16 protein-coding genes are annotated in these 14387 nt (G+C 60.5%); 9 read left to right on the forward strand and 7 right to left on the reverse strand.

Features of this window, described 5'->3' with window-relative positions:
- The first annotated feature begins 52 nt into the window (after window positions 1–52).
- The gene (locus H8B20_RS12745; RefSeq protein WP_042556955.1) at window positions 53–343 is read left to right on the forward strand and encodes a DUF2782 domain-containing protein; all 291 of its coding nucleotides are present in this window, start codon (window positions 53–55) and stop codon (window positions 341–343) included.
- A 60-nt stretch (window positions 344–403) separates the two neighbouring features.
- On the forward strand, window positions 404–1357 hold the full coding sequence (locus tag H8B20_RS12750; RefSeq protein ID WP_210623323.1) for a homoserine kinase: 954 nt from the start codon (window positions 404–406) through the stop codon (window positions 1355–1357).
- A gap of 91 nt (window positions 1358–1448) precedes the next feature.
- On the opposite strand, the gene H8B20_RS12755 is transcribed toward H8B20_RS12750, so the two are convergent.
- Window positions 1449–2369 (reverse strand): zinc ABC transporter substrate-binding protein, encoded by a 921-nt coding sequence (locus H8B20_RS12755; RefSeq protein WP_080896088.1) that lies wholly within the window; start codon window positions 2367–2369, stop codon window positions 1449–1451.
- Between the two features lie 66 nt (window positions 2370–2435).
- Between H8B20_RS12755 and H8B20_RS12760 the strand changes: the two genes are divergently transcribed.
- From H8B20_RS12760 to H8B20_RS12775, 4 genes are read left to right on the forward strand one after another with little or no spacing between them, the layout of a single operon-like run.
- Complete coding sequence (locus tag H8B20_RS12760) at window positions 2436–2918, forward strand: Fur family transcriptional regulator (protein ID WP_042556958.1); 483 nt, start codon at window positions 2436–2438, stop codon at window positions 2916–2918.
- Window positions 2918–3703 carry a zinc ABC transporter ATP-binding protein ZnuC gene (gene znuC, locus H8B20_RS12765; protein ID WP_042556959.1) on the forward strand — a complete coding sequence of 262 codons (786 nt, stop codon included), beginning with the start codon at window positions 2918–2920 and terminating at the stop codon, window positions 3701–3703. Before H8B20_RS12760 ends, znuC begins: the two co-directional genes overlap by 1 nt.
- Window positions 3696–4484 (forward strand): zinc ABC transporter permease subunit ZnuB, encoded by a 789-nt coding sequence (gene znuB, locus H8B20_RS12770; protein WP_041073699.1) that lies wholly within the window; start codon window positions 3696–3698, stop codon window positions 4482–4484. Before znuC ends, znuB begins: the two co-directional genes overlap by 8 nt.
- A gap of 37 nt (window positions 4485–4521) precedes the next feature.
- Window positions 4522–5235 (forward strand): PA5502 family lipoprotein, encoded by a 714-nt coding sequence (locus H8B20_RS12775; RefSeq protein ID WP_042556961.1) that lies wholly within the window; start codon window positions 4522–4524, stop codon window positions 5233–5235.
- Window positions 5236–5315: 80 nt separating this feature from the next.
- On the opposite strand, the gene katE is transcribed toward H8B20_RS12775, so the two are convergent.
- Complete coding sequence (gene katE / locus H8B20_RS12780; RefSeq protein WP_042556962.1) at window positions 5316–7457, reverse strand: catalase HPII; 2142 nt, start codon at window positions 7455–7457, stop codon at window positions 5316–5318.
- A gap of 264 nt (window positions 7458–7721) precedes the next feature.
- Here katE and H8B20_RS12785 point away from each other — a divergent pair, with 264 nt between their 5' ends.
- From H8B20_RS12785 to H8B20_RS12795, 3 genes are all read left to right on the forward strand, one after another.
- Window positions 7722–8729 (forward strand): methionine ABC transporter ATP-binding protein, encoded by a 1008-nt coding sequence (locus tag H8B20_RS12785; RefSeq protein WP_042556963.1) that lies wholly within the window; start codon window positions 7722–7724, stop codon window positions 8727–8729.
- Window positions 8729–9403 carry a methionine ABC transporter permease gene (locus H8B20_RS12790; protein ID WP_042556964.1) on the forward strand — a complete coding sequence of 225 codons (675 nt, stop codon included), beginning with the start codon at window positions 8729–8731 and terminating at the stop codon, window positions 9401–9403. The genes H8B20_RS12785 and H8B20_RS12790 overlap by 1 nt, the downstream gene beginning before the upstream one ends.
- Window positions 9404–9480: 77 nt before the next feature.
- The gene (locus tag H8B20_RS12795; protein ID WP_210623324.1) at window positions 9481–10251 is read left to right on the forward strand and encodes a MetQ/NlpA family ABC transporter substrate-binding protein; all 771 of its coding nucleotides are present in this window, start codon (window positions 9481–9483) and stop codon (window positions 10249–10251) included.
- Between the two features lie 174 nt (window positions 10252–10425).
- Here the strand turns inward: H8B20_RS12795 and H8B20_RS12800 are convergent, their stop codons facing one another.
- Genes H8B20_RS12800 through H8B20_RS12820 form a run of 5 tightly spaced genes read right to left on the reverse strand, consistent with a single transcriptional unit; the run spans window position 10426 to window position 14334 of the window.
- Window positions 10426–11061: an SCO family protein gene (locus tag H8B20_RS12800; protein ID WP_042556966.1), complete on the reverse strand. Its 636-nt coding sequence runs from the start codon at window positions 11059–11061 to the stop codon at window positions 10426–10428.
- Window positions 11058–11957 (reverse strand): heme o synthase, encoded by a 900-nt coding sequence (cyoE, locus tag H8B20_RS12805; RefSeq protein ID WP_210623325.1) that lies wholly within the window; start codon window positions 11955–11957, stop codon window positions 11058–11060. The genes H8B20_RS12800 and cyoE overlap by 4 nt, the downstream gene beginning before the upstream one ends.
- Window positions 11945–13024, reverse strand: a complete 1080-nt coding sequence (locus H8B20_RS12810) for a COX15/CtaA family protein (RefSeq protein ID WP_047299205.1) — start codon at window positions 13022–13024, stop codon at window positions 11945–11947. The genes cyoE and H8B20_RS12810 overlap by 13 nt, the downstream gene beginning before the upstream one ends.
- Window positions 13025–13034: 10 nt before the next feature.
- Window positions 13035–13628: a hypothetical protein gene (locus H8B20_RS12815; protein ID WP_210623326.1), complete on the reverse strand. Its 594-nt coding sequence runs from the start codon at window positions 13626–13628 to the stop codon at window positions 13035–13037.
- Window positions 13594–14334, reverse strand: a complete 741-nt coding sequence (locus H8B20_RS12820; protein WP_210623327.1) for an SURF1 family protein — start codon at window positions 14332–14334, stop codon at window positions 13594–13596. The genes H8B20_RS12815 and H8B20_RS12820 overlap by 35 nt, the downstream gene beginning before the upstream one ends.
- Between the last annotated feature and the right edge of the window lie 53 nt (window positions 14335–14387).

Consider the following 14387-nt stretch of genomic DNA (forward strand, 5'->3'; position numbering starts at 1 on the left):
GGGCCCGGCGCTAGAATAGCGGGACCGTTGACGACAAAGGGACAAGGTTATCATGCGTACGTTAAATCGCTTGCTGCTGGTCGGGTTGATTGCTGCTTCACCATTGGCCGCGATGGCGGCGGATGATGCGCCGACGGGGGACCCCGAAGTTACCATTCGCACGGAAGGCGACAAGACCATTCAGGAGTATCGACAAAACGGTTTCCTGTATGCGATCAAAGTCACGCCGAAGGGCGCACCACCGTACTTTCTTGTGCGCGCAGACGGGACGGATGCGAACTTCATTCGCTCGGATCAGCCGGATATGCTGATTCCGTCGTGGAAGATTTTCGAATGGAAGTAGTCTCTTAATTTTAATCGGCGTCGCGTTGATCGCGGCGCCCGAACTGAGCAGTTTTTAACCATGTCTGTGTTCACCCCCCTGGCTCGGCCCGAGCTGGAAACCTTTCTCGCCCCTTACGGGCTTGGCCGTCTGCTTGATTTCCAGGGGATTGCCGCCGGCAGCGAAAACACCAATTTCTTCATCAGCCTGGAGCAGGGCGAATTCGTCCTGACCTTGGTCGAACGCGGCCCGGTGCAGGAGATGCCGTTCTTCATCGACCTGCTCGACGTGCTGCACGAAGCCGATCTGCCGGTGCCGTATGCACTGCGCACCACCGACGGCGTGGCGTTGCGTGAACTCAAAGGCAAACCGGCATTGCTGCAACCGCGTCTGGCTGGCAAGCACATCAAGGTCGCCAACGCCCAGCATTGCGCGCAGGTCGGCGAGTTGCAGGCGCATCTGCACCTGGCGACCCAGGGCGAGCACATGATCAAGCGCAAGACCGATCGTGGCCTCGACTGGATGCTGGAGGAGGGCACCGCGTTGCTCTCGCACCTGAGCGATGCGCCGCGCGCGTTGCTGCAAAAGGCGCTGGATGAAATCACTGCGCGCAAGGACAAGATTCTCGCGCTGCCACGGGCGAATATTCACGCTGACCTGTTTCGCGACAACGCGATGTTCGAAGGCACGCATCTGACCGGGCTGATCGACTTCTACAACGCCTGCTCGGGCCCGATGCTCTATGACGTGGCGATTGCGTTGAACGATTGGTGCTCGGACGATGATGGTCTGATCGATGGCCCGCGTGCCCGTGCTTTCCTCGGCGCCTACGCGGCGCTACGGCCGTTTACGGCGGCAGAGGCTGAGCTGTGGCCGACCATGCTGCGCGTGGCGTGTGTGCGGTTCTGGCTGTCGCGGTTGATCGCGGCCGAGCAGTTTGCCGGGCAGGACGTGTTGATTCACGATCCGCAGGAGTTTGAGCAGCGGTTGGCGCAGCGGCAGGTTGTGAGTATCCATCTGCCTTTCGCCCTTTAAAAGCTTCGCGAGCAGGCTCGCTCCCACAGGATTTTATTAATCCTTGTGGGAGCGAGCCTGCTCGCGAATGGGGGCAACACGAATGCCGGGGTTACAACGACTCCAGGCACCCCGCCAAATCATTGCCCAGCTTCTCCAGTACCTGCTCATACCCCTGAGCCGTCGCCGGGGTGTAACCGCCCAATGCATCCAGTTCCGCCAGTTTCACCGGAAGGCCGGCGACGAGCGTTTCCGCCAGACGCGGGCGCAATGGCGGCTCGCTGAACACGCAGGTCTTGCCCACTTCCTGCAGACGCTTGCGCATCGCAGCGACGTGCTGGGCACCCGGTTGCACCTCGGCCGCCACGCTGAACACGCCGGTATGCTTCAAGCCATAAGCGTCTTCAAAGTAGTCGAACGCTTCGTGAAAGACGAAATACGGTTTGCCTTCAACACTGGCCAGACGCTTCTTCAAACGCAGATCCAACGCATCCAGACGCTCGTCGAAAGCCTTGGCGTTACTTTGATAGCGCTCGGCATTCGCCGGATCAGCTGCGCTCAAATCAGCGGCCATTTTGTCGGCAATTACCCGCGCGTTCACCGGCGATAACCACAAGTGCGCATCCAGCGTGCCCGGGCGGTGATCGTGGTCATGATCGTCGGCTTCTTCGGCGTGGGAATGACTGTCTTCAGCGAAATGGCGCAGTTTCATCCCCGGCAGATCCTGCACCGCGACGCTTGGCAGCGTACGACCGTTCAGCACGCGCGGCAGGAAACCTTCCATGCTCGGGCCGACCCAGTAGAGCAGATCCACCGATTGCACCTTCCGTACGTCGGATGGGCGCAGCGCATAGTTGTGCGGCGAGGCACCCGGCGGCAGCAGTACCTCGGGAATCGCCACGCCGTCCTGCACGGCTGCGGCAATCAGCTGCAGCGGTTTGATGCTGGTGAGCACTTTGACCTCGGCCTGAGCCGAACCGATCAGCAGGAAACTGGCGACAAACGCCACAAAAACAGAAAAAAGTCGGGACACGATGACCACTCAAGGAGGCGAGAACGGGTAACATAATAACGTCTCTATCAAAACTCGTCGCCGCCCATGCCTATTACACCGATCGCCAGCCGTCCCCACGACCACTCTCATTGCGTGCACAGCGCTTTGTCCGAGGCCGATACTTTGTGTGCACAGAAAGGCTTGCGCCTGACTGCGTTGCGCCGCCGAGTGCTGGAGCTGGTGTGGCAAAGCCATAAACCGCTGGGTGCCTACGACATTCTGGCGGTGCTGAGCGAGCAGGACGGCCGCCGTGCCGCGCCGCCGACCGTATACCGGGCGCTGGATTTCCTGCTGGAAAACGGCCTGGTGCATCGCATCTCCTCGCTCAACGCCTTTGTTGGTTGTGTGCACCCGGAACATGCGCATCAGGGCCAGTTCCTGATCTGCCGCGAATGCCACGCTGCCATCGAGCTTGAGCAAAAAGTGATCAGTGACGCAATCATCAACAGCGCCATGGATGTCGGTTTTATCGTCGAAGCGCAGACCGTCGAAGTGGTCGGCCTGTGCTCCGGTTGCCAGGGGGCTTGATGAGCAATGCGCTGATCCGTCTGGAGCAGGTCGCCGTCACGTTTGGCGGACAAACCGTGCTGGACAACATCGAGCTGAGCGTCGAGCCGGGGCAGATCGTCACCCTGATCGGCCCCAATGGCGCGGGCAAGACTACGCTGGTGCGCGCCGTGCTCGGTTTGTTGAAGCCGAACAGTGGCAGCGTCTGGCGCAAGCCGAAACTGCGCGTCGGTTACATGCCGCAAAAGCTCCACGTCGATCCGACCTTGCCGCTCTCGGTGCTGCGTTTTCTGCGTTTGGTGCCGGGCGTTGATCGCCCGCGTGCACTGGCGGCTCTGAAAGAAGTCGGCGCCGAGCATGTCATCGACAGCCCGGTGCAGAGCGTTTCCGGTGGTGAAATGCAGCGCGTACTGCTCGCCCGAGCCCTGCTGCGCGAACCGGAACTGCTGGTGCTCGATGAGCCAGTGCAAGGCGTTGATGTCGCCGGCCAGGCCGAGCTGTATAGCCTGATCACCCGGCTGCGCGATCGCCACGGCTGCGGCGTGCTGATGGTTTCCCACGATTTGCATCTGGTGATGAGCACCACCGACCAGGTGGTCTGCCTCAACCGTCACGTCTGCTGCTCTGGGCATCCCGAGCAAGTCAGCGGCGATCCGGCGTTTGTCGAGCTGTTCGGCAAGAACGCGCCGAGCCTGGCGATTTATCACCACCACCACGACCACGCCCACGACCTGCACGGTTCGGTGGTCAAGGGCCCGGTTTCGGGCCAACCCCACGTTCATGGAGACAACTGCAAGCATGGCTGATTTTCTGTTGTATGCCCTGCTTGCAGGTCTGGCGCTGGCGGTGGTCGCAGGGCCGCTGGGCTCGTTTGTGGTGTGGCGGCGCATGGCGTATTTCGGCGATACCTTGTCCCATGCCGCATTGCTCGGCGTGGCACTGGGCTTTCTGCTGGATGTCAGCCCGACGGTTGCGGTAACGGTCGGCTGCCTGCTGCTGGCGGTGTTGTTGGTCACGTTGCAACAGCGTCAGCCGCTGGCATCTGACACGCTTTTGGGAATTCTCGCACCGAGCACGCTCTCTCTCGGGCTTGTCGTACTAAGCTTCATGCATGAAGTGCGGATCGACCTGATGGCCTACCTGTTCGGTGACCTGCTGGCGATCAGCCCGACTGACCTGGCGTGGATCCTCGGCGGTAGCGCGGCGGTGCTGGTGTTACTGGTGACGCTGTGGCGGCCGCTGCTGGCGATCACCGTGCACGAGGAACTGGCCAAAGTTGAGGGCTTGCCGGTCGCGGGTTTGCGCATGGCGCTGATGTTGTTGATCGCGGTGGTGATCGCGGTGGCGATGAAAATCGTCGGCGTATTGCTGATCACTTCGCTGTTGATCATTCCGGCGGCTGCGGCACAGCGTCACGCTCGTTCACCGGAGCAGATGGCGCTGGGCGCGAGCCTGCTGGGCATGCTCGCCGTGTGTGGCGGGCTGGCGTTGTCATGGTTCAAGGACACCCCGGCGGGACCGTCAATCGTTGTGACGGCGGCCGCACTGTTTCTGCTGAGTTTTGTTCTGCCTCGTCGTGGGGTGTAGACTTGGCCGCTTTTTGCGCAATTAGAGAGTCGCAGGAATGAAGCCGTTCGCCTCCCGTTATCTGCTCCTTGTCGCATTTTCAGTGCTGCTGGGCGCCTGCCAAAGCACGCCGCCGGTGGCTGAAGTCCCCGATGCGCGGGCTACGGCCATCGCGCAGCTGGAACAAAGCCTGGCCAGCAGCGAATTGGCCACTGCCGAAGCCCAGTTGGCCACTTTGCAGACTGAAACCCCCAACGATCAATCCCTTGAGCAATATCAGCGGCAATTGGCCGAGGCGTATCTGCGTCGCAGCCAAATTGTCCTGCAAAAGGGTGATGTAAACGCTGCTGCAACTGCTTTGAGCCGTGCACGCGTATTGATGCCCAAGGCCCCGGCGCTGACCGGTGGCGTCAACGGCGCCATTACCGAAGCACGCAAGGCCGAGCTTGAAAAAGCCGAGGCGGCGTTGCTCGCGGCGGAAGCCCGGCCGAAAGCCAAGGTGATTGATCCGACAGCCGAAAGCACCACGGTCGCGCTGAACATCACCGATAGTCCCAAACTTCGCCGCCAATTGGATGCGATCGCCGCCGATGTAGTGAATTACGAGTGTGCGGTGACTATTCAGGCGCCACGTACCAATGACTATCCCTGGCTGGCGAATTTGCTGACCAAGCGTGTGAAGAAATTGAATCCGGATTTTGATCTGAAGATCGAGAAGCAGATCCTGCGCACGGTGCCGGCGCAGATGGTACTGAGTCCGCGTAAACCGTAAAAAGATCGCAGCCTCCGGCAGCTCCTACAGGGCGAATGTGAACCCATGTAGGAGCTGCCGAAGGCTGCGATCTTTTGCTTTTACGCCGGAACGGCTTTCGCCTTAGGCTCCCGAGCCCAAACCCGATGCTGCCCGATCGCGGCAAAGAACGGTTTGGTCAACGCCCCGACATCCTTACCCTCGAGCAACCCTGCATCTGCTTCCAGCTTCAGCACATCCAGCAATTGCTTGGCTTCACCGTGCAAGGCAATCGCCTTCAGGTGCTTGTACGCCTCCAGCACGTAATGCAACGCCACGCCGTCACCGCTCAACGCTTTGATCGACGCCGCGCCACCTGGCACGAACACCGCATCGAAGATCACGGAAGGCATGCCTTCCATCGATGCATCCACCGGCAGGCTTTTGCCATCGGCGGTTTTTACCGGCGCCGAGGTCGGGCCGAGCAATTTAGCGTGCGCACCTTCAGCGGCCAGTGCTTTCTTCATTGCATCAATCGCTGCACCATCGACGCCGTTGGCAGCAAGAATCGCGACTTTTCGCGTCTTGATGTTTTCTGGCAACAGATTGGCCTGGCTCAGCGCCGGTGAATGATCGAAAGACGTTTTGCGCGCTTCGACCGTGCCTTTGGTGGGGGCCGGCAAACCGAGATTTTCTGCCACGCGCTTGGCCAGTTCCAGATCGATGTTCGCCAGAATTTCGTTCACTTCCCGTGCACGGATGAACTCGCGCTCAACCTTGCCCAGCTCGAAGCTGTAAGCGGCAATGATGTGTTCCTTCTCATGCTCGCTCATGCTGTTGAAGAACAAGGTTGCCTGCGAGAAGTGATCGCTGAACGACTGGCTGCGCTGACGGATCTTGGCGGCGTCGATGCGTTCCGGATAGCTCTCGAAACCACCGTCCTGCGCGGCCGGTGGCGTTTCTTTCGGCCAACCGCCGTCAATCGAATTCGGCTCGTAAGAGGCGCGCCCCTTGTCGATGGTTGTGCGGTGCTGAGCATCGCGCTGACCGTTGTGGAACGGCGCCACCGGGCGGTTGATTGGCAGCTCATGAAAGTTCGGCCCACCGAGTCGGCTGATTTGCGTATCGGTGTAGGAAAATAGTCGACCTTGCAGCAGCGGATCGTTGGAGAAGTCGATACCCGGAACAATGTGGCCAGGGCAGAACGCAACCTGCTCGGTCTCGGCGAAGAAGTTGTCCGGGTTGCGGTTGAGGGTCATTTTGCCCAGCGGCGTGATCGGCACGATTTCTTCCGGGATCAGCTTGGTCGGGTCGAGGATGTCGAAGTCGAAATCGTGCTCGTTTTCCTCCTCGATGATCTGCACGCCCAATTCCCATTCCGGGTAGTCGCCCATCTCGATGGCTTCCCAGAGATCGCGACGGTGATAGTCGGTGTCTTTACCGGCGAGCTTCTGCGCTTCGTCCCACACCAGCGAGCAAGTCCCCGCAGTTGGGCGCCAGTGGAATTTGACGAAGCGCGATTTGCCCTCGGCATTGATCAGGCGGAAGGTGTGCACGCCAAAGCCCTGCATGCTGCGCAGGCTCTTCGGGATCGCCCGGTCGGACATCGCCCAGATGACCATGTGCGCCGACTCCGGCACCAGCGACACGAAGTCCCAGAAGGTGTCGTGAGCCGAGCCACCGGTAGGGATTTCGTTGTGCGGTTCAGGTTTTACCGCGTGGACGAAATCAGGGAACTTGATCGCGTCCTGAATGAAAAACACCGGCATGTTGTTGCCGACCAGGTCGAAGTTGCCCTCGTCGGTGAAGAACTTCACGGCAAACCCGCGCACGTCACGCACGGTGTCGCCGGAACCGCGTGGCCCTTGCACCGTGGAAAAGCGGACGAACACCGGGGTTTTCTTCCCTGGATCCTGTAGGAATCCGGCTTTGGTCAGCGCGGCATGATTTTCATAGGCTTGAAAAAAACCATGGGCCCCGGTGCCGCGGGCGTGGACGATACGCTCCGGGATACGTTCATGGTCAAAATGCGTGATTTTTTCACGCATGATGAAATCTTCCAGCAGCGACGGCCCGCGCTCACCGACCTTGAGGGTGTTCTGGTTGTCGGCAACCTTCACGCCTTGGTTGGTGCGCAGTGCCTGGCCGGTGGCGTCGGAGCGAAAGGTCTCCAGACTGTCGAGCTTGGCGTTGGTGTTGGCGCGATCCGGGGTATCGGTTCCGGCCATTTCACTTTTTGCAGGGGCAGGTTTCTTGGTACTCATCAGACGTAAACTCCTCGTTTGACCCCCGGGACTGTGCCGAGGACTCTTGAGTGGTTCCCGGGCACGGCACCCAGGCTTTCAAGTCGCTTAAGTAGTGACCGATGACGAGGAACGGGCGTTCCTTTTTTATGACCTTTGATCTTCTTATTGCCAATTCGAAGGTTAAATGCGAAATAAATGCTAAGAACCTCTATACGGACAGGCTAAAATGCGCGCCCGGCTAACCGCTGATCCTTTTCTAACGCGCCCCACAAGGTTCGCTACGTGATCGAGTTTCAAAACGTCCACAAGACTTACCGCGTCGCCGGTAAGGACATCCCCGCCCTGCACCCGACCAGTCTCTCGATTGAGAACGGTCAGGTCTTCGGTCTGATCGGCCATTCCGGCGCGGGAAAAAGTACCCTGCTGCGTCTGATCAATCGCCTGGAAGAATCCAGTGGCGGCAAGATCTTCGTCGACGGCGAAGAAGTCACCGCGCTGGACGCCAACGGCCTGCGCCGTTTCCGCCAGCAAGTCGGGATGATCTTCCAGCACTTCAACCTGCTCGCGTCCAAGACTGTCGCCGACAACGTTGCGTTGCCGCTGACCTTGGCCGGCGAGTTGTCGAGCAGCGAAATCGACAAACGTGTGGCCGAGTTGCTGGCGCGGGTCGGTCTTTCCGACCACGCCAGGAAGTACCCGGCGCAGTTGTCCGGTGGCCAGAAGCAGCGTGTCGGCATCGCCCGCGCTTTGGCGACCAAGCCCAAGATTTTGCTGTGCGACGAAGCCACCAGCGCTCTCGACCCGCAGACCACGGCCTCGGTCCTGCAACTGCTGGCCGAGATCAATCGCGAGCTGAAACTGACCATCGTACTGATCACCCACGAGATGGACGTCATCCGCCGTGTGTGCGATCAGGTCGGTGTGATGGATGCCGGCGTGATCGTCGAGCAAGGTTCGGTAGCCGATGTGTTCCTGCATCCGCAGCACCCGACCACCAAGCGTTTCGTGCAGGAAAGCGAGCAGATCGACGAAAGCGAACAGCGCGATGACTTCGCTCACGTGCCGGGCCGTATCGTGCGTCTGACTTTCCAGGGCGAAGCGACCTACGCGCCGTTGCTCGGTACCGTCGCCCGCGAGACCGGTGTCGACTACAGCATCCTGGCCGGTCGTATTGATCGCATCAAAGACGTTCCGTACGGGCAATTGACCCTCGCCGTCACCGGTGGCGACATGGAAGCGGCGTTCGCCCGCTTCACCGCCGCTGACGTTCACATGGAGGTCCTGCGTTAATGGAAGCCTTTATGAGCTTTTTCGCCAATATCGACTGGTACGAAATCTGGCTGGCCACCGGCGACACGATGCTGATGCTCGGCGGTTCGCTGCTGTTCACCGTGCTGCTCGGTCTGCCGCTGGGTGTGCTGCTGTTTTTGTGCAGCCCGCGTCAGTTGCTGGAAAACCGCGGTGTCTACGCGTTCATGTCGCTGGCGGTGAACATCCTGCGCTCCCTGCCGTTCATCATTCTGCTGATCGTGATGATCCCGTTCACCGTGCTGATCACCGGCACCTCGCTGGGCGTGGCCGGTGCGATTCCGCCGCTGGTGGTGGGTGCCACGCCGTTCTTCGCGCGTCTGGTGGAAACCGCGCTGCGTGAAGTCGATCGCGGCATCATTGAGGCGACGCAGTCGATGGGCGCGACCACTCGGCAGATCATCGTCAACGCGTTGCTGCCAGAGGCCCGTCCGGGCATCTTCGCAGCGATTACCGTGACAGCGATTACACTGGTTTCCTACACGGCGATGGCCGGTGTGGTGGGTGCCGGTGGCCTGGGCGACCTGGCGATCCGTTTCGGCTACCAGCGTTTCCAGACCGACGTGATGATCGTCACCGTGGTGTTGCTGCTGATCCTGGTGCAAGTGTTGCAAATGGTGGGCGACCGACTGGTCGTGCATTTCTCGCGCAAATAACCGGTTTTTGTAATCAAGAGATGAGCCGGCCATTCGCTGGCAGGCGCCAGACGGGCGCCTCATAAGGAGTTAGCTGAATGAAAAAACTGATCGCTGCTTTCGCTGCCGTTGCGGCATTCTCGGCCCACGCCGAAACCCTGACCGTTGCCGCCAGCCCGGTGCCGCACGCTGAAATCCTCGAGTTCGTGAAGCCTGCACTGGCCAAAGAAGGCGTGGATCTGAAGGTCAAGGTCTTCACCGACTACATTCAGCCGAACGTACAGGTTGCCGAAAAGCGTCTGGACGCCAACTTCTTCCAGCACCAGCCGTACCTCGATGAGTTCAACAAGGCCAAGGGCACCAGCCTGGTTGCCGTGACCGGCGTACACCTGGAACCACTGGGCGCGTACTCGAGCAAGATCAAGAAGATCGAAGAATTGCCAAGCGGCGCCAACGTGGTCATCCCGAACGACGCCACCAACGGCGGCCGTGCGCTGTTGCTGCTGGCCAAGGCTGGCGTGATTACTTTGAAGGACCCGACCAACATCCTGTCGACCATCAAAGACATCGCGCAAAACCCGAAAGACCTGAAGTTCCGCGAACTGGAAGCCGCGACCATCCCGCGTGTGCTGACTCAGGTCGATCTGGCGCTGATCAACACCAACTACGCGCTGGAAGCCAAGCTCGATCCGTCCAAGGATGCGCTGGTGATTGAAGGTAACGACTCGCCTTACGTGAACATCCTCGTGTCCCGTGCGGACAACAAGGACAGCGACGCGATGAAGAAACTGGCCGCTGCCCTGCACAGTCCGGAGGTGAAGCAATTCATTACCGAGAAGTACAAGGGTGCGGTGTTGCCGGCGTTCTGATTCAGATTGCTGCAACGAAAAGGGGACGCCATGTGCGTCCCCTTTTTTGTGCCCGAAAACACAGTCCCTTGTGGGAGCGAGCCTGCTCGCGAAAGCGGTGTGTCAGGCAATGTAGATGTTGACTCTGCCGACCTCTTCGCGAGCAGGCTCGCTCCCACAGGGGGCAGTGACGTGTTATTTGCGGTTAAGCATCACCGGCAACTGCGCCACCAGTTTGGCGTTGTTCAGCGGCGCCCGAATAAATCCGCGCTGGGTGCCGTCCGGCCCGATTACCGCCAGATTGCCGCTGTGATCCACCGTGTAATTGGGCTTGCTGGTGTCCGCTGGAATAAACGGAATACTCACCGCGTTGGCGACTTTCTGCAGTTCTTCGATCGAGGTCGGCGTCAGGCCGATGAATTGCGGATCGAAATAGCCCAGATACTGTTTCAGCTGCTTCGGGTTATCGCGGTTGGGGTCGACGCTGACCAGTACGATCTGCAACTTGTCCACAGCGTCCTTCGGCAGTTCACTTTTGATCTGGCGCAGTTGCGCGAGGGTGGTCGGGCAGATGTCCGGGCAGAAGGTGTAGCCGAAAAACAGCAGACTCCACTTGCCTTTGAGTTCATTGATCGCGACCGGTTTGCCGTCCTGATCGGTCATCGTCACGTCCGGCAGATTGCGGCTCTGCGGCAGCAGGATGATGCCGGCGTCGATCAGCGCAGTCGGGTCGCCCTGGCCCTTGCCGCTCAGCACTTTGTTGACGGTAAGGCCGAGGATCAACGCGACCACGGCGACGAGGATGAAAACGGTTTTCTGGGTTCGAGTCATAGGTTCAACAGTAAGTAGTGGTCTACGAGCAGGGCGATGAACAACAGGAACAAGTAATAAATAGAGTACTTGAAGGTGTTGATCGCCGCGTGCGGCCGAGTGCCACGGTACAGCACCACGGCCCATTGCAGAAACCTCACGCCCAGGGCGAGGGCGCAAATGAGGTAGAGCATGCCGCTCATGTGGATCACATAAGGCAGTAGGCTCACGGCCAGCAGCGCAAAGGTGTACAGCAGAATGTGCACTTTGGTGTAGTGCTCGCCGTGGGTGACCGGCAGCATCGGGATATCGGCCTTGGCGTATTCCTCTTTGCGATGGATCGCCAGCGCCCAGAAGTGCGGCGGGGTCCAGGCGAAGATGATCAGCACCAACAGCAACGGTTCGGCGCTGACATGGCCAGTGGCGGCGGTCCAGCCGAGCAGCGGCGGCGCGGCGCCGGCCAGACCGCCGATGACGATGTTCTGCGGCGTCGCGCGTTTGAGAAAACCGGTGTAAACCACCGCGTAACCAAGCAACGAAGCGAGCGTCAGCCACGCCGTCAGCGGATTGGTGAAGGTCAGCAACAACGCCTGCCCCAGCAGCGCCAATACCAGCGCAAACGTCAGCGCGGCGGCAGGTGACACCCGGCCCTCGGCCAACGGCCGTTTGTGGGTGCGCGCCATCAGCGCGTCGATGCGTCGATCCACCACATGATTGACCGCCGCCGCGCCGCCGGCACACAGCGCAATCCCCAGGTTGCCGAACACCAGCACCGTCCACGGCACCCCGGCGCGGGTCGCGAGAAACATGCCGACCAGCGAGGTGATGAGCATCAGCACCACCACTTTCGGTTTGGTCAGCTCCAGATAATCGCGCCACAACGCCTGCGCGGGACGTTCGCCAATCAGAATCGCCACGGCGTTTCTCCTTTTATTGTGATGGGCGCCGCCGAGTGTTTACGCGGGCTCAAGCGCCACCGCGCAATCAGCGGCTGCTTGACCCGAACCAGGCTGGTGCGCGCGTGATAATTGACCAGCACCATCGACAACAACAGTGCTGCGCCGCCCGCGTTGTGGGCGACGGCGATTGGCAGCGGCAGATGGAACACCACGTTGCTGATGCCTAGGGTGATTTGCGCGGCGAGGGCGATGAGCACCAGGCCGGCCAGTCGGGTCATGCCAACCACTTTCAGTTGCCAGGCCAGACCGAGCAGCACCAGCGTTACCAGCAGCGCGCCGATGCGATGGGTCAGATGAATCGCCGTGCGTGCGTCGCTGTCGAGTTGTCCGCCCAGGTAATTCGGGCCGATATGTTGGGTCAGATGAAAGCCATTGGCGAAATCAGCGGCTGGCAGCCATTCGCCATGGCACGTCGGGAAGTCGATGCAGGCCACCGCCGCGTAGTTGGAACTGACCCAGCCACCGAGGGCGATCTGGCCGATCACCAGCAACAGTCCGGCCGTCGCCCAGTACTGCAAACGCTTTGGCACGGTCAGCGCCGGCAGCACACCGGACAATCTCAGGGTCAGCAAAAACAACAGACTCAACGTCGCGAAACCACCGAGCAAATGCCCGGTGACCACTTGTGGCCAGAGCTTGAGCGTCACTGTCCACATGCCGAACGCGGCTTGTGCGATGACCACCGCCAGCAAGAACAGTGGCAGTTTCAATGGCAGGCCCGGATGACGCCGATTGACCCACGCGCGGCCGGCCAGCACTGAGATGATCAGGCCGAGGGCGCCAGCGAAGTAGCGGTGGATCATCTCGTTCCAGCCCTTGTGTGCTTCGACCGGCGCCTCGGGGTAATGCAGTTCTGCATGGGCCAGTTGGGCTTCGCTTTTCGGCACGCTGATAAATCCGTAGCAACCCGGCCAGTCCGGGCAACCGAGGCCGGCGTGGGTCAGGCGTGTGTAGGCGCCGAGCAGCACCACAATCAGTGCCAGCAGGGTGGCAAACAGCGCGAGGCGAAATCCAGGTTTGGCCATGACGATGCCCTTATCCGATGTTCGACAGTTTCAGCAGGTGGCGCAGGTCGTTGAGCAGATCCTTACCCTTTACGTTCGGGCCGTAGCGCAGCACGAGGTTGCCGTGCGGATCGATGATCCACAGCTGCGGCGTCGCGTTGTCCCCAGTTGTCTTGCCGAATGTCGCAGCATCCAGCGGATAGCGTTGCAGCTGCGGGTATTCGCGGGTCAGTTTGGCGTCGTAGTCGCTGCTCAACGGCTGCGCGGCGGCGAGGGCATGGGTGGCGCGCCCGGCCTCACGACCGAGGCCGATCTGTATCTGCCGCGCCAGATACACCAATTGCTGGCAATCCACCGAGCAGTCCTTGGGCGCGGTCACCAGCATCTGCCAGCGTTGTTCATCGGCTTGCACGCCGAGGTCGGTGCGGGTCTGGCCGTTGCCGAGCAGTTCACCGTGATAGCTGCGACCTTCCGGCACCCAGAACTGCAATTTGTACATGCCGGTCGCGAGAAGCATCGGGCCGACTACACCGAGCACGATCAGCAACAGTTGCATGCGTCCGCGTCGGCGACTGACCGGGACTTTGGCTTCAGACATGCTGGGTGGATTCATGGCCGTTCCCATGGTGTTTCTCCTTGGCGTTGTGCCAGCCGAGATAGAGGTAGAGACCGAGCAGTGCAATGCTCATGGCGAACCACTGCACGGCGTAACCGAGGTGTTTTTCCGGGCCCATCGCGACCACCGGCCAATCGGCTTGATAGCTGGCCGGGCCGGGTTCGGCGCGTAATTCATAGGCGTAGCCGTCGCGTTCGAGGGTTTTCCACAGCTTGGCCGGCTCGACGGCGGTGATGGTTTGCGGCCAGGTCTGGCTGACCGGGTCGGCGTGCAACTGGAAAGTCGCGCCGGGGGCGACGTAAACCCAGGCGTCGATATTCAGCGATTCGGTTGGCGTGCTGAATTGTGGCGGTACGCGGCGATCCGGCCACGGCAGCCAGCCGCGATTGACCAGCAGCCACAGACCGCTGCGCTGTTCCTGAAACGGTTGCAGTACTTCGACGCCGACTTTGCCGTCACGCTGGCGGTTATCGAGTAACAGGCTGTGGGCCCCATCGAACTGGCCCTGCAGATGCACGCGGCGATAGGCCGGGTCGGCGCTGGCCAATAATTCGCTGCTGGCCATCGGCTCGGCGGCGCGGCGTTCGGTATAAGTGGTGAGCAGGGCGGTTTTCTCCGCGCCACGGCCCAGTTGCCAGAAACCCAGTGACACCAGCAGCGGCAGCAACAACGCCACCACCACGGTCGGAATCACACCCGGGCGAAAGCGCTTCATGCTTGCGCCACAAAGTCAGTCGTCGCGATCGCTATACTCAACTGCATCGCCTG

Source organism: Pseudomonas sp. P42, from assembly GCF_017973755.1.
Lineage (GTDB): Bacteria > Pseudomonadota > Gammaproteobacteria > Pseudomonadales > Pseudomonadaceae > Aquipseudomonas > Aquipseudomonas iridis.